Source organism: Microbacterium sp. SLBN-154, assembly GCF_006715565.1.
Taxonomy (GTDB): Bacteria; Actinomycetota; Actinomycetes; order Actinomycetales; family Microbacteriaceae; genus Microbacterium.
Genome location: NZ_VFNL01000001.1, coordinates 439,757 through 458,501, shown reverse-complemented (window position 1 = coordinate 458,501; position 18,745 = coordinate 439,757). Strand labels below are relative to the sequence as shown.

The following is an 18,745-nucleotide window of genomic DNA, read 5'->3' as shown; positions in this document are numbered from 1 at the left end:
ATCGATCGGTGCATAAATACGTGCCGACGATGCGATATCGGAGAGCTGACCGCATCTCTCCGCCGCCAGGGCCCCAAAAGGGCGAAGAGAAAGAAGTGACTCATGTCCAGCCCATACGAGGGATTCCAGGCCTACGTCGACCAACTTCCGGAGTTCCTCCAGCCGCTGCTCGTCGCCCTCCTCGGGATGATCCCCTATGTGGAGGGTGAGGGGTCCGCAGCGATCGGCATTCTCGGCGGCATCCATCCCGTCGTCGCCGCGCTCGCCGGTATCATCGGCAACCTCCTCAGCGTCGTCCTCGTCGTCTTGCTCGGCTCCCGTGTCCGCGAGTCGGTGATCGCCCGCCGAGCCGCGAAGGCCTCGGTCGCTCCGACCGGGCCGCAAGCCAGTTCGAGCTCGACGATGGTGATGGAACGCCCGACGGAGGCCGACACCGAAGGTGATTCGCGGCGGGCGAAGGGCCGCCGCCGCCTGCAGCGGTGGCTGGTCCGATTCGGCGTACCGGGTGCAAGCATCATCGCGCCGTTCGCACTGCCCACTCAGTTGACCGCCGCCTTCTTCGTCGCCTCGGGCATCAAGAAGGGGTGGGTGATTCTCTGGCAGGCCGTGGCGATCGTGCTCTGGACCGGACTCGTCGCCGCCGCTGCACTGGGAGTCGTCAACGTCCTCGGTTGGCAGTGATCGCCTGCGGTGGTCACGCCGGCGCGAGACCCACGACGCTCGCGCTCGGAGTGATCCTCTGAGCGCGAGCGTCGTCGTTGTTGTCCAGTGGTTCGTTCGGGCGAGAGGTTTAGGTTGATCTCATGGAGCACACGAGGCGCGGTCGCCCGCGATCCTTCGACTCCGATGCCGCCCTCGAGAAGGCCCTGGTCGTGTTCTGGGAGCACGGATACGAAGGCGCGAGCCTCGCTCTTCTCACCGAGGCCATGGGCATCTCGCGGAAGAGCATGTACGCCGCGTTCGGCAACAAGGAAGACCTCTTTCTGAGGGTCCTGCAGCTCTACGAGAAGGGCCCGGGCTCCTACGCGCGCGAGTCGGTCGCCGCGCCCTCTGCGAGGGAGGTGGCTCGCGCGTACCTCGACGGCGCCGTTCGGGCCGGTACGCTGCCCGGTCAACCATCCGGATGCTTCGGGGTGCGCGCTGCTCTCGCCGTCGGCGTGACCGGCGGGACGGCGCAAAGCATCCTCACGACGTGGCGCGCCCGGACTCGATCCGACCTTCGGGACCGCTTTCGGCGCGCCATCGCAGAGGGGGACCTCCCCGCTGACGCCGATCCGGACCTGCTCGCTCGATATCTCACGGCGGTGGCCGATGGGGTCTCCGTCGAGGCCGCCGGGGGAGCCTCGGCCGATGACCTGCAGCGAGTCGTCGACGCGGCGCTCGCGCACTGGCCGCCGAGCTGACCTGTCGATACCCCCGGTGGTTGCCCCGCGAGCGGATAGCGTTAGGGCGGGTGCTCTGAGTGGTCGGAACCGATGCTCAGGCCGAGGGGAGAAGCGCACATGTCGGTAGGGCTGCTCGCCGTCGTCGATGACATCCTCACGGCGGCGCTGAAGGCGAGTGCGAAGACCGCAGGCGTCGTGATCGACGATGCGGCCGTGACGCCCCAGTACGTTCAGGGCATCACTCCCGCGCGGGAACTCCCCGTCGTGTGGAAGATCGCGCTGGGCAGCCTCGTCAACAAGTTCGTCATCATCATCCCGATCGCGCTGCTTCTCACCGCCTTCGCGCCGTGGGTGCTGCCGTTCCTGCTGATCATCGGCGGCGGCTTCCTCTGCTACGAGGGCGCCGAGAAGGTGATGGAGTGGTTCGGTGCGCATCACGAGACCGAGGAGGACGAGCCGCGGGATGAGAAGAAGCTCGTGTTCGGCGCGATCCGCACCGATCTCATCCTGAGCACCGAGATCATGCTCATCGCCCTCACGAGCCTGGATCCCGATTTCGGACTGGGGATGACCCTGGCCGCGCTCGCCGTCATCGGACTCGGCATGACGGCGCTCGTCTACGGCGCCGTCGCCCTGCTGGTCAAGATCGACGACGTCGGGCTCCGCTTGATGAAGAGTCCGTCGCGCCGCGTCCGTCGCACCGGCGCACGTGTCGTCGCCTCGATGCCCGCGGTGTTCCGCGTGATCAGCGTGGTCGGCACCGTCGCGATGCTCTGGGTCGGCGGCCACCTCGTCATCACCAACCTCGCGGAGACGTTCTGGCACGGGCCGTACGACGTCCTGCACGCGATCACGGGCCTCGTGGAGGCGGCCGGCCCGGTCGTCGTCTGGATCGTCGACACCGCCGTCTCGGCGGTCTTCGGTCTCATCGCCGGACTTCTCATCGTCGGCGTGGTGACGGGTGTGAAGCGCCTTCTGCCCTCGTCCCGGAAGGACATCGCACCGCACGCCGCTCGCTCGTCGGAGTGACGCCGCGGTCGGAGTCGGTTCGCGGTGATGGCGAAGCCGACCCCGACGGAGGGTGGGACGTCAACGAGCTCCCGCCTCCGCGTGCGCCTTGGGTGCGGTGCGGGTGGCGGTGGCGATCACCTCGACGACGGCATCTGCCTGGGTGATGAACAGGGCGTGGCTACCGGGTACGTGGGTGATGTCGGCGCCGATGCGGGTGGCCATATGCTGCAGCATCGCCTGGTCGAACGCCTTGTCCTCGGTGGCGATGACCGCCCAGCTGGGCTTGTCGTGCCACGCGGCGACCGTGACCGCCTCGCTGAAGACCGCCATGTTCACCGGCACCTGGCTGTCGGCCAGGAACGCGGCATCCGCCTCGTCGAGGTCGGCGGCGAACCCACCGCGGAACGCGTCGCGGTTGAGGTAGCCGAAGCCGTCCGGGGTGACGTCGATGACGAACTCTGGCGTCGGAGCGAAGCCCTCGTACTGCTGCCCGCTGGTCTCACCGACATCGGGAATGAGCGCCGACACGTAGACCAGCCCGGCGACGTTGGGGTGTGCGCCGGCTTCGGTGATCACGGTGCCGCCCCAGGAGTGGCCGACGAGGATCGCGGGTCCGTCCTGCAGGTCCAAGACGCGCGTGGTGGCGGCGACGTCGTCGGCGAACGAGGTCAGCGGATTCTGCACGATCGACACACGGTACCCACGGGCCGTGAGCAGGTCGTAGACCCGGCGCCAGCCGGATCCGTCCGCGAAGGCCCCGTGAACGAGGACGACGTTCTTGATCTGTTCAGTGGTTGTCATGACTCTCTTCCTTTGAAAGGCGGCTCTTGTGAGCCCGTTGTCGAGGCACAACATCAAGATGTCGCAATATATTGCATATAGGCGGGAGGCGGCATGACCGAGCATCAGTGATTTCACAGCGGGTGTTGACCGAGTCGGTGCAGAGGTCTAACGTACAACCAAATGGTTGTACAAACGGAGCTCAGCGATGACGACATCGACCGCGTGTTCCACGCACTCGCCGCGGCGACGCGTCGCGACATCCTGCGCCGCGCAATCGAGCGCGAGCACTCGGTGTCGGGCTTGGCCCGTGAGTACGACATGTCGTTCGCCGCGGTGCAGAAGCATGTCGCGGTGCTCGAAGCGGCCGGCCTCATCGTCAAGCGCGCCGAGGGCCGGGAGCGGCTGGTCCGAGCGGATCCGGCCATGATCGCCCGCGCCCGCGCGCTGCTCGCCGCCTACGAGGAACTCTGGCGCTCGCGCATCGCGCGCCTCGACCAGCTTCTCGCCGAAGACCCCTCGACACCCACACCCGCAGGACCCAACGAAGGAGACTGACATGCCCGTCACCGATGTCACCACCGACGCCGAAGCGCTCACCATGACTCTCGAGGCCGAGTTCGACGCATCCGTCGAACGGCTCTGGCGCGCGTTCACCGATCCGCAGCAGCTCGAGCGCTTCTGGGGCCCTCCGGGGTGGCCGGCGCGCTTCCCGCAGTTCGACTTCACCGTCGGCGGGCATGCGCGCTACGTGATGACGAGCCCGAAGGGAGAGCAGTCGTGGGGATCGTGGGAGTTCCTCTCCATCGACGCTCCGCGGGGATTCACCGTGCTCGACGCCTTCGCCAATGAAGAGGGCGCCCCGCTCGAGGGAATGCCCGTCATGCGGGTGGTCTTCGCCTTCGAGGCGACCGCGACAGGGTCGCGCCTGGTCAACACCACCTACTTCGCGTCCGCTGACGCACTCGAGCAGGTCGTCGCGTTCGGCGCGGTCGAAGGCTCGACGCTGGCGATCAACCAGCTCGACCTCGTCCTGCACGACCTCCGCGAGTACGCTGCGGGGCGCGGCACGGAGCTCGAGATCCTCGACGATCAGCACGTGCGCATCACCCGGGTCATCCGAGGTCCCCGTGAGCTGGTCTGGAAGGCCCACCACGACTCGGAGCTGCTGAAGAAGTGGATGCTCGGACCCGACGGCTGGACGATGCCCGTCGCCGAACAGGCCGAAGCCGTCGGCGACACGTTCCGGAACGTCTGGGTGCCCGGCCCGGGTGTCGAGGGGGAGGAGTTCGGCTTCGAAGGCGAGCTCCTCCTCAGTGACCCGCCCCGCCGTGAGGTGTCGACCGAGCGGATGATCGGGATGGACGGACCGGGGACGATCAACGATCTCTCCTTCTACGAAGAAGACGGGGTGACGCTTCTCACGCTCGTCATCGAGTACCCCGACAAGGAGACGCGCGACATGATCCTGGCCACCGGCATGGTCGACGGCATGGAGGCCAGCTACGCACGCCTCGAGGGTGTGCTCGCGACGGTCTGATCGGCGCACCTCGAACGGTGGCGCGGAGATCAAGGGGGGGTGGCCGGTTCGGTCACCCCCCTACGATGTGACCGTGGACTTCAGCTTCGCATTCACGCCCGATCTCATCGCGGTGTTCCTCACGCTGTTCGTGCTGGAGATCGTCCTCGGCGTCGACAACGTCATCTTCATCTCGATCCTCGCCTCCAAGCTCCCGAAGGAGCAGCAGGCCAAGGCCCGCAACCTCGGGCTGACCCTGGCGATGCTGATGCGCGTCATCCTGGTGTTCTTCGCCGGCTGGCTCATCACGCTGACCGAAGAGGTGTTCGCCGTCGGTGATCTGAGCTTCTCGTGGAAGGACATCATCCTCATCGCGGGTGGGTTGTTCCTGCTCTACAAGGCGGTCACCGAGATCCACCACAAGCTCGAGGGCGCCGAGGATGAGCACGGCGCCGGCGGTTCGAAGGCGATCTCGTTCGGCGCGGTGATCGGCCAGATCCTCGTGCTCGACCTGGTCTTCTCGCTCGACTCGGTCATCACCGCCGTCGGCATGACGACGAACCTCGTGGTGATCGTCACGGTCGTCGTGCTGTCGTTCGGCATCATGCTCTTCGCCGCGCGGTTCATCTTCGAGTTCGTCAACAAGCACCCCACCGTGAAGATGCTGGCCCTGTCGTTCCTGCTCCTCATCGGTGTGTTCCTCATCGCCGAGGGCTTCGGGTTCTACATCGACAAGGCCTTCATCTACGGGCCGATGGCCTTCGCGATCTTCGTCGAGGCGCTGAACCTCACCTACGCCGCGCGGCGCGCGAAGCGCGAGAAGAAGCCCGAGCATCCGGTGAAGCTGCGTCCTCGCTACCGCGACGTCGACGAGTCGGTCGCCGTCGCCGCGGCGCTGTCGCGGTCGAAGGACCCGTCCGCCGGTGCGGTCGGGCTCTCGCGCAAGCCCGTCGCCGGCGAGGGTGCGGTCGAAACCGAGCGCGCCGGCCTCGGCTGAGCCCGATCCGGCGGTGTGCTGCGGCGCCGTCAGGGCGCGGCACCGTCAGGGCGCGGCCGCGTACCACCCGCCGGGGGCGAGGTCGGACCCGGCGCGCGAGAGGTATTGGTCGAAGTAGACCCGGGCGACGAGTTCTCGACGGCTGGTGACCCCCGCCTTGTCGAAGATCGACTTCAGGTGGTCCTGCACGGTGTAGGGCGAGACGTGCATCGAGGCGGCGATCTCCTTCGTGTCGGCGCCTCGGAGCACGATGGAGACGACGTCGCGCTCGCGCGCGGTGAGGCCGAAGGCCGCGGCGACCAGGTCGATCACCTCCTGTGGACGGGCTTCTTCGACGGTGACGACGACGTCCCCGCCGCGATCGCCGAGCCCACCGAGCGGTGCGGCGTGCAGCACCAGCCAGAGCCCGTCCGCCGTGCGCGCCCGCACCCGGGGGACGCGGTCGGTCTCGCCCCGCGCGAGTCGGCGGGCGGCGTCGACGAGCGCGAAGACGTAGACGAGCGGATCGCCCATTCCCGGCGGCGTGGACATCCGTTCCAGGTGCCGCTGTGCCCCGGGGGTGGACTGGATGATGCGGTCTTGCGCATCGACGATGACGACGGCCGGACCGGCCTCGCGCACGGGGTTGGTCAGGGCGATCTGGGCGAGGAGCCCGGTGCGGATGCCGCGGGTGAACGATGACGCAACGGCGGCGAGGAACGCCAGCTCATCCGGTCCGAACCCCTGGTCGTCGCTCCCGCGGAAGAGCGAGACGTGTCCCCACCCGCCGCTCCGATCGGCGAAGACCACACGCGCCTCGTCATGGAAGTCGAAGTACGGAATGAGCAGTTCGGCCATCCGCGCTGAGCGCTCCAGCTCCCCGCCGGTCTCACGCTGCATCCCCACGGCCGTGCGCCCGGCTCGGAGCATCCCGCGGATCGCCGTCGGCTCCTCGCCGCCGTACTCGATCTGCGACCACGAGACATCCTGTTCGTTGCGGCCGTCGAGGGCGCCGAACTTCCGCACGCTCGACACCATCGCCGTCGCCGGGTCGAGTGTCGACACGCACGCGGCCACGAAGGGCACCACGGTGCCCAGGGCGACCGCGGCCTCGTCCATGAACCGGTGCAGGGGGAGGCCGGCGCGCGACATCACCTCGATGTCGCTCCGCGCACGCCCCAGAGCCAGTGCGGTGGCCATGCGAACAGTGTGCTCCCGCCGGAGAAGATCCACCATCCCAGGTATCTGGGATGCCCCAAGATCCCTCTCCGCTGGGATGGTGGCAGCACGTCGGGCGCCGTCAGACTCTCCGACGGGCGCCCATCGCGGTGCCCACCCGATCAGACATCAGACCGCTGGAGCTCATCATGACCCTGTCCGACACGACGACCGACGCCGCCCGTCCTGAGGCGGACCCGCGGGCGAACCGCCTGCGCGCCCACCTCGGAAGCCGCGTCGTGCTGCCCGGCGACGCCGAATGGGACCTGGCACGCATGCCATGGAACGTCGCCGTCGACCAACGACCGGTCGCGGTCGCCCGCCCCGAGACCGCCGAAGACGTCGTGGAGATCGTCCGTGCCGCCACTGCGGCAGGACTTCGGGTCGCACCGCAGTCCACCGGTCACGCTGCTGCTGCTCTGGCCGACACCGGGCACGCCGACACCGTGATCGTCTCGCTGGCGCGCCTGCGCGGCGTCACGGTCGACCCCGTCGCGCGCACCGCGCGCGTACTGGGCGGTTCGCACTGGAACGACGTGCTCGAAGCGACGGCCCCTCACGGCCTGACCGCTCCGCACGGGAGCGCCGGCGACGTGAGCGTCGCCGGGTACAGCCTCAGCGGCGGGTTGTCGTTCTACGCGCGGACGCACGGCCTGGCCGTCAACTTCGTCCGCGCCGTACAGCTCGTCACTGCCGACGGCGCTCTCGTGCGCGCGAGCGCCGAGGAGAACTCCGACCTCTTCTGGGCGGTCCGCGGCGGTTCCGGCGCCTTCGGAGTGGTGGTCTCGCTCGAGATCGACCTGCTCCCGTACGCGGACGTGTACGCCGGCATGCTGCTGTGGGACGCAGCGCGCGCCCCGGAGGTCGCTCGCGCCTGGGCGGCGTGGACGGCGACGGTTCCCGAGAGCGCGACGACCACCCTGCGCATCCTGAACCTCCCGCCCCTGCCCGAGCTCCCGCCCTTCCTGTCCGGCCGGTCGGTCGTGGTCATCGACGGGGCGGTGCTCGAGACGGATGACGCGGCGGCGGCGGTCCTCGCGCCGCTGCGCGAGCTCGCGCCGGAGATGGACACGTTCGCCCGTATCCCCGCCGCCGGACTGGTCGCCGTACACATGGACCCGCCGCAGCCGACTCCCGCGGTCACCGCGCACGCGGTCCTCGACGAGCTCCCGGATGACGCCATCGACGCGTTCCTGCGGGCCGGCTCGAACCGAGAACTCTTCATGACGGAGCTGCGCCACATCGGAGGAGCCGTCGCCCGGCCCGTCGCCGCCGGCGGTGCGGTGTCGGCCATGCGGGGGCGGTACATCAGCCACGCCGTCACGATGGTCCCGGTGCCCGAGGCTGCGGCCGGAGCCGATGCGGCCGTCCGCGAGGCGGTGGCGCTCTTCTCGCCGTGGCACATCGATGCCCTCGCCCTGACCTTCGTCGACGGCGGCGGGGCGGATCGTCGGATCGGGTACGGCGACGCATTCGCTCGGCTGGGCGAGCTCAAGCGCCGGTTCGATCCCGCCGCGGTGTTCTCCGCGGCACAGCCGGTGACCTGACCCGGTCGCGGTCAGGACGCGGTCGAGGTCAGCCCCGGCAGGGCCTCGCCGAGCGAGGTCACGATCGACTGCACCGCGATCGCGAGGAGGAGCAACCCGAAGATCCGGGTGAGCACGTTCATGCCGGCGGGGCCGAGGAGCTTCGCGACGAACGGGCCGAAGTAGAGCACCACCGAGCAGATGAGCCCGACGACGACCACGATGCCGAGTCCTGCGACGTAGTCGATCACCGAGGTGTAGGAGTGGGCGAAGGTGATGGCGAGAGCGATCGCCCCCGGCCCGGCGATGACCGGGATGGCGAGCGGCACGACGACCGGCGACCCGGCGGGATCGTTGGTGGCGACCGGGCTCGGCCGGGCGAGGAGCATCGCCCATCCGATCGCGGCGACGAGCAGGTTGCCAGCGATCTTGAACGCGGTGATGTCGATGCCGAAGACCTGCAGCACCCAGGTGCCGGCCAGGAGCGACACGGCGAGGATCACGATGACCGCGAGCCCGACGAGAAGCCCGATCCGGCGCTGCTGCGCGGGCGTTCGGCCGTCGGTCACCTGCAGGAAGACCGGCAGGGTGCCGATCGGGTTGCAGATGGTGAACAGCGCCACGGCGCTCGTGATCAGGGTGGGGGCGGCGATCGCGGTGTCCATGCGGCTCCGGGATGAGGACGGGGGCGCCCTCATCCTAGAACCCGCCCGACGCGGCGACCCTCCCCTCGTCGGAGCCAGGCTCGTACTCGGACACCCGGGGGGCGAACCGGTCCCATGCGCCCGACCAGGACGCCTCGAAGTCGCCGCGCGAGCGGCGGCCCGTCCGCCAGGACTCCTCCGCGTACGACAGCGCGCGGGCCACGCGGTTCAGTTCGCGCCGACGCAGGTCGGAGTCCTCGCATCCGATCGCGCAGGTCACCCATTCCTCGCGGATGCGGCCGAGGAACGGCCCCATCACCACCCAGAGGGCGATGGCGGGCGCCAGCCACACCACCGCGGCGAGGATCACCGTCGCGGCCGTTCCCAGGACGTCGGACAGCAGCAGGCCCGCCACGACCCCCACGACCAGTCCGACGAAGGGCCAGAGCCGCATCAGTACCCACAGGCGCCGTTCGAGGTCGGTGGTCTCAGGGGGAAGGATCACCAGGCGCACGCGCATCTCGCCGTAGCGGGCGACCGTCGTTTCGAGAAACCCCCAGCTGCCACGCAGTGGGCGCGAGCCGGGAGCGGTGGGGAGAGGACGCATGAGATGATCCTCGGCACCGCCCGCCCGGGGGTATCCGGTCTCGACGGATCGCCTACGCGACGCGACGTGATCCTCACGACTTCCTGACGCCCCTGCCGGGCAGGATGGCACCATGCTCACCATCCGCGTGACCGCGCCGTCGGCGCTCGCCCGCGAGCTCGCGCCGCAGCTGCGGGCGCAGCCCACCGTCATCGATCTCGTCGTCGTGCCCGGCGTCTCCGACACGGGCAACGGTGACCTGCTGCTCTTCGATGTCGCACGAGAGGACGTCAACAACATCGTTCGGCTGCTCCGGCACGCCGGAGTGCCCGAGCGCGGCGCGATCGTCGTGAGCGAGCCTCTGACGGTGGTGTCGGATGCCGCACACGCGGCCGAACGCGCCGCACCGGGTCATCCCTCCGACGGCGTCCTGTGGGCTCAGCTGGCAAGCCGCGCCACCGAGGACGCCCGTCCGTCCTGGAGCTTCTTCGCGTTCCTGCTGCTGGCGACGCTGATCGCTGGGATCGGGCGGCTCTTGGACCAGCCGATCCTCATCATCGGCGCGATGGTGGTGGGGCCGGAGTTCGCTCCGATCGCCGCAATCTGCTACGCGGCGGTGCGCCGCCGTCGGGGAATCATCGGGCCGGCGTCGGTCACGCTCTTCGGCGGCTTCGCGGTGTGCGCCCTGATCGCGTGGGGGGTGTGGGCCCTCCTCTACGCCCTCGGCATCTTCACGTACGAGCAGGCGACGACCGGCGAGGCGACGCAGTTCATCGTCAGTCCCGACGCATGGTCCTTCGTGATCGCCGTGCTTGCGGGCATCGCCGGGGTGCTTTCATCGACGACGTCGAAGTCGTCGGCGCTCGTCGGGGTCTTCATCTCCATCACGACCGTGCCCGCGGTCGGCACGATCGGACTGACCCTCGCGGTAGGGGCGTGGGCTGAGGCCGGCGCGGCGCTGGTGCAGCTCGCGCTGAATCTCGCCGGGCTCCTCCTGGCGGGAACGGTGACACTCTTCGTGCAGCTGCACGCCGGCCGGGCCATCTCCCGCCGGGTGGAGTCCCGTCGGATGGCGCGCGCCGGCGGGCATCAGGCGGGATCCATCACCAGCCGGTAGCCCATCCCCGACTCGGTGATCAGGTGCACCGGATGCGAAGGGTCGGGCTCGAGCTTCCTGCGCAACTGCGACATGTACAGCCGCAGGTACCCCGAGTCCTGCACGTTCTCGCTCGCCCAGATCTCCTTCAACAGGGTCTGACGGGTGACGAGGGCGCCGGGGTTTCGTGCCAGGAACTCGAGCATCCGCCATTCGGTGGGGGTGAGGTGCACCCGGTCGCCGTTGCGGGTCACGGCCCGCGCGGAGAGGTCGACGGTGACGTCGCCGAAGGACACGAGCGGCTCGGAGGCCGCGCCGCCGCGCCGGCGGGAGAGGGCGCGCAGCCGCGCGAGGAGCTCATCGATCTGGAAGGGCTTGGTGACGTAGTCGTCGGCGCCCGCGTCGAGCGCGTCGACCTTGTCAGCCGATCCGGTGCGCCCCGACACCACGATGATGGGCGCGCTCGTCCAGCCGCGCAGGGCCTCGATCACCTGCATGCCGTCGAGCCGCGGCATCCCGAGATCCAGGAGGACGATGTCGGGATGCGACTGGGCGGCGAGGGTGACGGCGGCGGCCCCGTCGGGGGCGGCGACGACGTCGTACCCGTGGGCTGCGAGCGTGATACGCAGCGCCCGGACGAGCTGCGGATCGTCGTCGGCGAGGAGGATCTTCATGGGCGCCCGCCTCCGGCAGGGACCGGGGTGACGGCCGCAAGCGGGAGTGAGATCACCATGGTGAGCCCGCCGCCCGGCGTGTTCTCGGGCGTGAGCGCACCGCCCATCCCTTCCGTGAAGCCCTTCGACAGGGCCAACCCGAGGCCGAGCCCCGTGGTGTTGTCGACGTCGCCGAGCCGCTGGAAGGGCGCGAACATGTCCTCTCGACGCTCGGCGCTCACACCTGGTCCGCGGTCGATGATCCGGATCTCGGCATACTGCCCGAGCCGGCTCGTGGTGACGAGCACGCGTGCACCCTCGGGACTGTGCCGCCGGGCGTTGGCGAGCACGTTCACCAGCACCCGTTGCAGCAGGACGGGGTCGGCGGTGAGTGCGGGAAGGTCGGCGTCGAGCCCGAGTTCGACATCGCCCGGCCCGAGGTCGAGCTCGTCGAGGGCTGAGAGCACGGCGCCGGCCGCATCGACGGGTGTCAGCGACACGGCGAGCACACCCGCCTGCACGCGGCTGACGTCGAGCAGATCGGTGACGAGCTGCGCCAGGGTGGACAGGCTCTCGTCGGCGGTCTCGAGAAGTTCTCGCCGGTCTTCGGCGCTCAGCTGATCGCCTGCGGCGCGGAGGCCTCCGATCGCCGCGAGCGCGGCGGCGAGGGGGCGGCGGAGGTCGTGGCTGACGGCGGACAGCAGGGCCGAGCGCACCTGGTCGGCTTCGGCCAGGGCACCGGCCGCTCGCGCGGTCGCGGTGAGGTCGGTGTGCTCGAGGGCGGCGGCGAGCTGGGCGACGATCGCGTCGAGCAGTCGCCGTTCGCGCGCCCCCAGCGTGCCGTGCAGCTCCAATCGGCCCCGGGGCTCGCCGTCGGGACCGCGGCCGACGTCCATCGTGACGTAGTCGTCGCCGCGCACGGGCTCGCCGTCCGTGGCGATCGTCGTGCCGTCGGCAGCTTCGAGGCGCACCCCGGCGAGGCCGAGGGCCTCACGGGTGCGGGTGACGAGCGCGGGAATGGCGCTTTCTCCGCGCAGGACGCTGCCGGCGACCGTCGCGAGGAGCTCCGATTCGGCTGCCGCGCGGCGGGCGACCCGCGCTGCCCGCGCGGCTTGGTCGACGATGTAGCTGACGAGGATCGCGATCACGACGTAGAGTCCGAGCGCCAGGGCGTGAAGCGGGTCGGAGATCGTGACGTTGTAGAGCGGCTCGACGAAGAGGAAGTCGAGGGTCAATCCCGAGAGCACGGCGGCGAACAGCGCCGGCCAGATGCCGCCGATGAGCGCGACGATCACGACGAGCAGCTGATACGACAGCACGTCGGAGGTGATCGACTCGTCGCTGCGGAAGGTGAGCAGCAACACCGACAGGAGCGGACCGCCGAACAGTGCAGTCACGAACCCCAGCACCCGTCGCTTGACGCTCAGGGCTCCGCCCCTTACCCGGGGGAGGGCGAAACGGCCTCCGGCGGCGGCGTGCGTGACGATGTGCACGTCGATATCGCCGGATTCCCGGATCACGGTCGCGCCGATACCCGGGCCGGTCACCGCCGCGGCGAGCCGGCCGCGACGGCTGACACCGATGACGAGCTGCGAGGCGTTGACCGAGCGCGCGAAGTCCACCAGGGCGCGCGGGATGTCATCGCCGACGACCTGGTGGTAGGTGCCCCCAAGCGACTCGACGAGGGCGCGCTGCTGGGCGAGCGCGGCCGGGCTCGAGGTGCGGAGCCCGTCCTGGCTGGACACGTGCACCGCGAGCAGCTCGCCGCCGGCCGAACGGGCGGCGATCCGCGCGCCGCGACGCAGCAGCGTCTCGCCCTCGGGTCCGCCGGTGAGGGCCACGACGACACGCTCGCGGGCCTGCCAGGTGCCCTCGATGCCGTGCTCGGCCCGGTAGGACTTCAGGGCGCTGTCGACCTCGTCGGCCAGCCACAGCAGGGCGAGTTCGCGCAGCGCCGTGAGGTTGCCCAGGCGGAAGTAGTTCGACAGCGCCGCGTCGATGCGTTCGGCGGGGTAGACCTGTCCTGACGAGAGCCGGTCGCGCAGCGACTGGGGGGCGAGGTCGACCACCTCGATCTGGTCGGCGCCGCGCACGACCGCATCGGGCACGGTCTCGCGCTGCGGGATGCCGGTGATCTGTTCGACCACCCCGTTCATCGACTCGATGTGCTGCACGTTGACGGTGGTGATCACGTCGATCCCCGCGTCGCGGAGGGCCTCGACGTCTTTCCACCGCTTGTCGTGCGGGGATCCCGGCGCGTTGGTGTGGGCGAGCTCGTCGACGAGCGCGATCTCGGGGCGTCGCGCCAGCACCCCGTCGAGGTCGAGTTCGGTCAGCTCGACCCCGCGATGTTCCACGACGCGGCGCGGCATGACCTCCAGACCCTCGATCTGCGCGGCCGTCGCGGCGCGGCCGTGGGTCTCGACGATCGCGACGACGACGTCGCGCCCCTCTCCCGCCAGCCGCCGGCCCTCTTCGAGCATCTCGTAGGTCTTGCCGACGCCCGGTGCCGCTCCCAGCAGCACGCGCAGCCGCCCGCGCTTCACCGTCTCACCCCGGCGAGGGTGATGCGGTGGGCGCGGGCGGCGGGCATGATGGGTGGTCCTTCTGTCTCTGCGGCGTCAGTCCTGGTTCCGGGCGTCCAGCGCGAGGTTCAGCTGCAGGACGTTGACGCGCGGTTCCCCGAGAATCCCGAGGTCCCTGGACTGGATCATAGACTCCACCAGGTCGCGGACGTCCTGCTCGGCGAGGCTGCGGGCCTCCGCCACGCGCGGCACCTGGAGAAGCGCGTAGGCGGGGCTGATGTGCGGGTCGAGTCCCGAGGCCGACGCGGTGACGGCGTCGGCGGGGATGTCGTCGGGCGAGACGCCCTCGCGCTCGGCGATGACGGCCTTGCGCTCCTCGATCGCGGCGATGAGGTCGGGGTTCTCAGGACCCCAGTTCGAGCCGCTCGAGGCGCCGCCGTCGTAGCCGTCACCGGCCGCCGAGGGGCGGGACTGGAAGTACTCCGGCAGGGCCTCGCCGTCGGCATCCGTCCAGGACTGCCCGATGAGGGCCGAGCCCACGACGTTTCCGGACGCGTCCTGAACGAGGGAACCGTTCGCCTGCCAGGGGAGGGCCAGCTGGCCGATGCCGGTGATGAGGAGGGTATAGCCGAGACCGAGGATGACGGTGAAGGCGACCATCGCGTGGACGGCGACGCCGACGCTGCGAAGGGTGGTGCGGGTGGCGGACATGAGGGGGACTCCTTGTTCGGGCCGAGAATGCGGGGGCTCAGAAGCCCGGGATGAGGCTCACGACCATGTCGATGAGCTTGATGCCGATGAACGGGGCGATGACGCCGCCGAGCCCGTAGATCAGCAGGTTCCGCGTCAGCAGCTGCGAGGCACTGGCGGGACGGTAGGCGACGCCGCGGAGCGCGAGCGGAATCAGGAAGACGATGACGATCGCGTTGAAGATAATGGCGCTCGTCACCGCCGACGCCGGCGACGACAGCCCCATGATGTTCAGCGCGGCCAGCCCGGGGAAGATCCCCATGAACATCGCGGGGATGATGGCGAAGTACTTCGCGATGTCGTTGGCGAGCGAGAACGTCGTCAGGGCGCCGCGGGTGATGAGCAGCTGCTTGCCGATCCGCACGATGTCGATGAGCTTCGTCGGGTCGCTGTCGAGGTCGACCATGTTGCCGGCCTCCTTCGCCGCCGACGTCCCCGTGTTCATCGCCACCCCGACGTCGGCATGTGCCAGCGCCGGAGCGTCGTTAGTGCCGTCGCCTGTCATCGCGACCAGGCGCCCGCCCTCCTGCTCCCGCTGGATCAAGGCGAGCTTGTCTTCCGGCGTCGCCTCGGCGAGGTAGTCGTCCACCCCGGCCTCGGCGGCGATCGCCTTGGCGGTGAGAGGGTTGTCGCCCGTGATCATCACGGTGCGGATCCCCATCGCGCGCAGTTCGTCGAACCGCTCGCGGAGGCCGTCCTTGACGATGTCCTTGAGGTGGATGACGCCGAGGATGCGCCCTCGCGGCTCGCCGGGCTGCGCGGGCTCGACCGGGGCGAACGTCGCGACGACGAGCGGCGTGCCGCCGGACGACGCGATCGCGTCGGTCTCGCTGATGACCTGGGCGCGCACCTGGGTCGACACCGCCGCGCCCTCCGCCTCGAGCCACGCGAGCACCGCCGACCCGGCTCCCTTGCGCACCTGAGTGCCGTCGGGCAGGTCGAGCCCGCTCATACGGGTCTGCGCGGTGAAGGGCACGGCGACCGCTCCGGCGGGCATCCGGGCGCTGACGCCCTCGGCGGCGGCGAGCTCGACCACCGACGTCCCCTCGGGGGTGGGGTCTGCCAGCGACGACAGCGCCGCCGCCTCGGCCACCTGCCGGGGGTCGACCCCCGGCATCCGCACGAACGCGCTCGCACGACGATTGCCGTAGGTGATCGTGCCGGTCTTGTCCAGGAGCAGCGTGGTGACATCGCCCGCGGCCTCGACGGCGCGTCCCGACATGGCCAGGACGTTCCGCTGCACGAGCCGGTCCATCCCCGCGATGCCGATCGCCGACAGCAGCGCACCGATCGTGGTGGGGATGAGGCAGATCAGCAGGGCGATCAGCACCGGGATGCTCGCGGGCGCGGCGGCGTAGTCGGCGATGGGGTTCAGCGTCAGCACGACGATGACGAAGACGATCGACAGGCTCGCGAGGAGGATGTTCAGCGCGATCTCGTTAGGCGTCTTCTGCCGGCTGGCTCCCTCGACGAGGGCGATCATGCGGTCGACGAACGTCTCGCCGGGCTTGGAGGTGATGCGCACGACGATGCGGTCGGACAGCACGCGGGTGCCGCCGGTGACGGCGCTGCGGTCGCCGCCGGATTCGCGCACGACGGGGGCGGACTCGCCGGTGATCGCCGACTCGTCGACGGTGGCGATGCCGTGCACGATGTCGCCGTCGCCGGGGATCAGCTCACCGGCCGAGACCACGACGACATCGCCGAGGGTCAGGTCGGCCGATGAGACCGGCGCGGTCGCCGCGCGTTCGGCGGCCGGGTCGCCGGCGGCGTCGTAGCCCGACACCCGGTTCGCCATCGTGGAGGTGCGGGTCTTCCGCAGGGTCGCCGCCTGCGCCTTGCCCCGTCCCTCGGCGACCGATTCGGCGAGGTTGGCGAAGATCACGGTGAGCCAGAGCCACACCGCGATGCCCCAGGTGAATCCGGCGGGCACGGGGGTGCCGCCCGACTCGCCCGCGCCGCCGAGGAAGGGCTCGGCGATCGCGATCACGGTGGTGAGGGCGGCGCCGACCCACACGAGGAACATGACGGGGTTCCGCCACAGTGCGGCGGGGTTGAGCTTCTTCAGCGCCCCGGGAAGGGCCTGGGCGAGCTGGGCCGCGCCGAAGGCGCGCGGGGCGCGCGGCTCTTCGGTCGTTGAGCGAGCGGAGCGAGTCGAAACGCCCTCCGCTTCGGTCGTTGAGCGAGCGGAGCGAGTCGAAACGCCCTCCGCTTCGGTCGTTGAGCGAGCGGAGCGAGTCGAAACGCCCGCTGCGTCGGCGGGATCGGTGAGTGTGGACATGTTCAGACCAGACCTTCCGCCAGGGGACCCAGCGTGAGAACGGGGAAATAGGTGAGCGCGGTGACGACCACCGCGAGGATCGCGAGAAGGCCGACGAACTGCGGCCGGTGCGTCGGCAGGGTGCCCACCGTCGTCGGGACGGGCTTCTGGGCCGCCAGCGACCCGGCGAGGGCCAGCACGAGCACCATCGGCAGGAACCGGCCGAGCAGCATCGCCACCCCCAGGGCGGTGTTCAGCCACGGGGTGTTGGCCGTCAGGCCGGCGAAGGCCGAGCCGTTGTTGTTCGCCGCCGAGGTGAAGGCGTACAGCACCTCGCTCAATCCATGGACGCCGGGGTTCCAGATCGAGGTCGACTCGACGTCTTCGCGGATGCCGGGGAGGGCGAAGCTCAGTGCCGTCCCGGCGAGCACGAGGGTCGGGGTGACGAGGATGTACAGGCTCGCGAGCTTGATCTCCCGCGGCCCGATCTTCTTCCCCAGGTACTCCGGGGTACGGCCGATGAGCAGGCCGCCGACGAACACCGCGATGACGGCGAGCACCAGCATCCCGTACAGTCCCGAGCCGACGCCGCCGGGCGCGATCTCGCCGAGCATCATGTTGATCATCGGGATCATGCCGCCGAGCGCGGTGTACGAGTCGTGCATCGAGTTGACGGCGCCGGTGGAGGTGAGGGTGGTCGCGGCGGCGTAGAGGGTCGAGCCGAAGATGCCGTAGCGCACCTCCTTGCCCTCCATCGCACTGCCGGCCAGCTGCGGCGCGGTGCCCAGGGCGAGCGATTCGAGCCAGCTGACCGCGGCGATCGAGACGATCGCGATCGAGGCCATCACGGCGAGGATCGCGTAGCCCTGACGGTTGTCGCCGACCATCCGGCCGAACGCGCGGGGCATGGCGACGGGGATCGCGAGCAGGAGGAGGATCTGCAGCACGCTCGTCCACGGGGCCGGGTTCTCGAACGGATGCGCCGAGTTGGCGTTGAAGAATCCGCCGCCGTTCGTGCCGAGCTCTTTGATGGCCTCCTGCGAGGCGACCGGACCGCCGGGGATCAGCTGGGTGCCGCCGGTGGCGGTGGTGATCTCGGTGAAACCGTTGACGTTCTGCACGACGCCGGCGATGAGCAGGGCGATCGCCGCGAGGATCGACAGCGGCAGGAGCAGGCGCCCGACGCCGCGGACGAGGTCGACCCAGAAGTTTCCGATCGTGGCGGCGCCCCGCCGGGCGAATCCCCGCACGAGGGCCACCGCGACGGCGATGCCGACGGCCGCCGAGACGAAATTCTGCACGGCGAGTCCGGCGAACTGCACCGTGTAGCCGAGAGTCAGCTCGGGGGAGTACGACTGCCAGTTCGTGTTGGTCACGAACGAGACCGCGGTGTTGAACGCCAGCGCCTCAGGCACGGCGGGAAGACCCAGCGAGAAGGGCAGGAACTGCTGCAGCCGCTGGAGAGTGTAGACGAAGAGCACGCCGACGGCCGAGAAGATCAGCACGCTTCGCGCGTAGACCTGCCAGCTCTGCTCGGAGCGGGAGTCGACGCCGATGAGGCGGTAGAGCCCCCGCTCCACGCGCAGGTCGCGGTCGGAGGTGAAGAGGTGGGCGATGTAGTCGCCGAGGGGTCGATAGATCAGCACGAGGAGGAGGACGACGGTGGCGACCTGCAGCACACCGGTCCAGACGGAGGAGGCGTCCATCAGAACTTCTCCGGCTTCACCAGGGCGACGACGAGGTAGACGATCGCGGCGACGGCGAGGACCGTGGCGATGAGCGAGAGCACGGTCACAGCCGCTCCACCCCCTTCACG

General features: G+C 69.8%; 18 protein-coding genes. 8 read left to right on the top strand and 10 right to left on the bottom strand.

Annotated features, from left to right (window positions below; translation table 11 throughout):
* The first annotated feature begins 102 nt into the window (after nt 1-102).
* The 3 genes from FBY40_RS02295 (at nt 103) to FBY40_RS02285 (ending at nt 2,414) form a co-directional block, all read left to right on the top strand.
* A complete protein-coding gene (locus tag FBY40_RS02295; protein WP_141936110.1) occupies nt 103-681 on the top strand; it encodes a small multidrug efflux protein in 579 nt (192 codons plus the stop codon).
* Between the two features lie 122 nt (nt 682-803).
* The gene (locus tag FBY40_RS02290) at nt 804-1,403 is read left to right on the top strand and encodes a TetR/AcrR family transcriptional regulator (RefSeq protein WP_141936108.1); all 600 of its coding nucleotides are present in this window, start codon (nt 804-806) and stop codon (nt 1,401-1,403) included.
* 99 nt (nt 1,404-1,502) lie between these two features.
* Complete coding sequence (locus FBY40_RS02285) at nt 1,503-2,414, top strand: DUF808 domain-containing protein (RefSeq protein ID WP_141936106.1); 912 nt, start codon at nt 1,503-1,505, stop codon at nt 2,412-2,414.
* A gap of 60 nt (nt 2,415-2,474) precedes the next feature.
* On the opposite strand, the gene FBY40_RS02280 is transcribed toward FBY40_RS02285, so the two are convergent.
* Nucleotides 2,475-3,197, bottom strand: coding sequence for an alpha/beta fold hydrolase (locus FBY40_RS02280; RefSeq protein WP_200829908.1), 723 nt, complete (start codon nt 3,195-3,197; stop codon nt 2,475-2,477).
* Between the two features lie 162 nt (nt 3,198-3,359).
* Between FBY40_RS02280 and FBY40_RS02275 the strand changes: the two genes are divergently transcribed.
* From FBY40_RS02275 to FBY40_RS02265, 3 genes are all read left to right on the top strand, one after another.
* Entirely contained in the window at nt 3,360-3,734 is a 375-nt protein-coding gene (locus tag FBY40_RS02275; RefSeq protein WP_141936104.1) for an ArsR/SmtB family transcription factor, read from the top strand.
* Between the two features lies 1 nt (nt 3,735).
* The gene (locus FBY40_RS02270) at nt 3,736-4,716 is read left to right on the top strand and encodes an SRPBCC family protein (RefSeq protein ID WP_141936102.1); all 981 of its coding nucleotides are present in this window, start codon (nt 3,736-3,738) and stop codon (nt 4,714-4,716) included.
* 73 nt (nt 4,717-4,789) lie between these two features.
* On the top strand, nt 4,790-5,692 hold the full coding sequence (locus tag FBY40_RS02265) for a TerC family protein (RefSeq protein ID WP_141936100.1): 903 nt from the start codon (nt 4,790-4,792) through the stop codon (nt 5,690-5,692).
* A 45-nt stretch (nt 5,693-5,737) separates the two neighbouring features.
* Here FBY40_RS02265 and FBY40_RS02260 read toward each other — a convergent pair whose 3' ends face one another.
* A complete protein-coding gene (locus FBY40_RS02260; protein ID WP_141936098.1) occupies nt 5,738-6,871 on the bottom strand; it encodes a helix-turn-helix transcriptional regulator in 1,134 nt (377 codons plus the stop codon).
* A 167-nt stretch (nt 6,872-7,038) separates the two neighbouring features.
* On the opposite strand from FBY40_RS02260, the gene FBY40_RS02255 reads away from it, so the two are divergent.
* Nucleotides 7,039-8,436 (top strand): FAD-dependent oxidoreductase, encoded by a 1,398-nt coding sequence (locus tag FBY40_RS02255; RefSeq protein ID WP_141936096.1) that lies wholly within the window; start codon nt 7,039-7,041, stop codon nt 8,434-8,436.
* Nucleotides 8,437-8,447: 11 nt separating this feature from the next.
* Here the strand turns inward: FBY40_RS02255 and FBY40_RS02250 are convergent, their stop codons facing one another.
* Both FBY40_RS02250 and FBY40_RS02245 read right to left on the bottom strand, forming a co-directional pair.
* Complete coding sequence (locus FBY40_RS02250; RefSeq protein WP_160141331.1) at nt 8,448-9,080, bottom strand: MarC family protein; 633 nt, start codon at nt 9,078-9,080, stop codon at nt 8,448-8,450.
* A gap of 34 nt (nt 9,081-9,114) precedes the next feature.
* Complete coding sequence (locus FBY40_RS02245; protein ID WP_141936092.1) at nt 9,115-9,666, bottom strand: DUF6611 family protein; 552 nt, start codon at nt 9,664-9,666, stop codon at nt 9,115-9,117.
* Nucleotides 9,667-9,778: 112 nt separating this feature from the next.
* Between FBY40_RS02245 and FBY40_RS02240 the strand changes: the two genes are divergently transcribed.
* Nucleotides 9,779-10,762: a DUF389 domain-containing protein gene (locus FBY40_RS02240; protein ID WP_141936091.1), complete on the top strand. Its 984-nt coding sequence runs from the start codon at nt 9,779-9,781 to the stop codon at nt 10,760-10,762.
* On the opposite strand, the gene FBY40_RS02235 is transcribed toward FBY40_RS02240, so the two are convergent.
* From FBY40_RS02235 to FBY40_RS02210, 6 genes are all read right to left on the bottom strand, one after another.
* Nucleotides 10,735-11,415, bottom strand: coding sequence for a response regulator (locus FBY40_RS02235; RefSeq protein ID WP_141936089.1), 681 nt, complete (start codon nt 11,413-11,415; stop codon nt 10,735-10,737). The two genes, FBY40_RS02240 and FBY40_RS02235, sit on opposite strands and share 28 nt — an antisense overlap.
* Nucleotides 11,412-13,940 carry a DUF4118 domain-containing protein gene (locus FBY40_RS02230; RefSeq protein ID WP_141936087.1) on the bottom strand — a complete coding sequence of 843 codons (2,529 nt, stop codon included), beginning with the start codon at nt 13,938-13,940 and terminating at the stop codon, nt 11,412-11,414. Before FBY40_RS02230 ends, FBY40_RS02235 begins: the two co-directional genes overlap by 4 nt.
* Nucleotides 13,941-14,015: 75 nt before the next feature.
* On the bottom strand, nt 14,016-14,630 hold the full coding sequence (kdpC, locus tag FBY40_RS02225) for a potassium-transporting ATPase subunit KdpC (protein WP_141936085.1): 615 nt from the start codon (nt 14,628-14,630) through the stop codon (nt 14,016-14,018).
* Between the two features lie 37 nt (nt 14,631-14,667).
* Nucleotides 14,668-16,950 (bottom strand): potassium-transporting ATPase subunit KdpB, encoded by a 2,283-nt coding sequence (gene kdpB, locus FBY40_RS02220; RefSeq protein WP_141936083.1) that lies wholly within the window; start codon nt 16,948-16,950, stop codon nt 14,668-14,670.
* 2 nt (nt 16,951-16,952) lie between these two features.
* A complete protein-coding gene (gene kdpA, locus FBY40_RS02215; protein WP_141936081.1) occupies nt 16,953-18,635 on the bottom strand; it encodes a potassium-transporting ATPase subunit KdpA in 1,683 nt (560 codons plus the stop codon).
* Nucleotides 18,635-18,724, bottom strand: a complete 90-nt coding sequence (locus tag FBY40_RS02210) for a potassium-transporting ATPase subunit F (protein ID WP_141936080.1) — start codon at nt 18,722-18,724, stop codon at nt 18,635-18,637. The genes kdpA and FBY40_RS02210 overlap by 1 nt, the downstream gene beginning before the upstream one ends.
* Nucleotides 18,725-18,745: the final 21 nt, after the last annotated feature.

Bases quoted from the DNA above. Each gene is read 5' to 3' on its own strand.
- FBY40_RS02295 (WP_141936110.1), top strand. From the start codon at position 103: ATGTCCAGCCCATACGAGGGATTCCAGGCCTACGTCGACCAACTTCCG.
- FBY40_RS02290 (WP_141936108.1), top strand. From the start codon at position 804: ATGGAGCACACGAGGCGCGGTCGCCCGCGATCCTTCGACTCCGATGCC.
- FBY40_RS02285 (WP_141936106.1), top strand. From the start codon at position 1,503: ATGTCGGTAGGGCTGCTCGCCGTCGTCGATGACATCCTCACGGCGGCG.
- FBY40_RS02280 (WP_200829908.1), bottom strand. From the start codon at position 3,197: ATGACAACCACTGAACAGATCAAGAACGTCGTCCTCGTTCACGGGGCC.
- FBY40_RS02275 (WP_141936104.1), top strand. From the start codon at position 3,360: ATGGTTGTACAAACGGAGCTCAGCGATGACGACATCGACCGCGTGTTC.
- FBY40_RS02270 (WP_141936102.1), top strand. From the start codon at position 3,736: ATGCCCGTCACCGATGTCACCACCGACGCCGAAGCGCTCACCATGACT.
- FBY40_RS02260 (WP_141936098.1), bottom strand. From the start codon at position 6,871: ATGGCCACCGCACTGGCTCTGGGGCGTGCGCGGAGCGACATCGAGGTG.
- FBY40_RS02255 (WP_141936096.1), top strand. From the start codon at position 7,039: ATGACCCTGTCCGACACGACGACCGACGCCGCCCGTCCTGAGGCGGAC.
- FBY40_RS02250 (WP_160141331.1), bottom strand. From the start codon at position 9,080: ATGGACACCGCGATCGCCGCCCCCACCCTGATCACGAGCGCCGTGGCG.
- FBY40_RS02245 (WP_141936092.1), bottom strand. From the start codon at position 9,666: ATGCGTCCTCTCCCCACCGCTCCCGGCTCGCGCCCACTGCGTGGCAGC.
- FBY40_RS02240 (WP_141936091.1), top strand. From the start codon at position 9,779: ATGCTCACCATCCGCGTGACCGCGCCGTCGGCGCTCGCCCGCGAGCTC.
- FBY40_RS02235 (WP_141936089.1), bottom strand. From the start codon at position 11,415: ATGAAGATCCTCCTCGCCGACGACGATCCGCAGCTCGTCCGGGCGCTG.
- kdpC (WP_141936085.1), bottom strand. From the start codon at position 14,630: ATGTCCGCCACCCGCACCACCCTTCGCAGCGTCGGCGTCGCCGTCCAC.
- kdpB (WP_141936083.1), bottom strand. From the start codon at position 16,950: ATGTCCACACTCACCGATCCCGCCGACGCAGCGGGCGTTTCGACTCGC.
- kdpA (WP_141936081.1), bottom strand. From the start codon at position 18,635: ATGGACGCCTCCTCCGTCTGGACCGGTGTGCTGCAGGTCGCCACCGTC.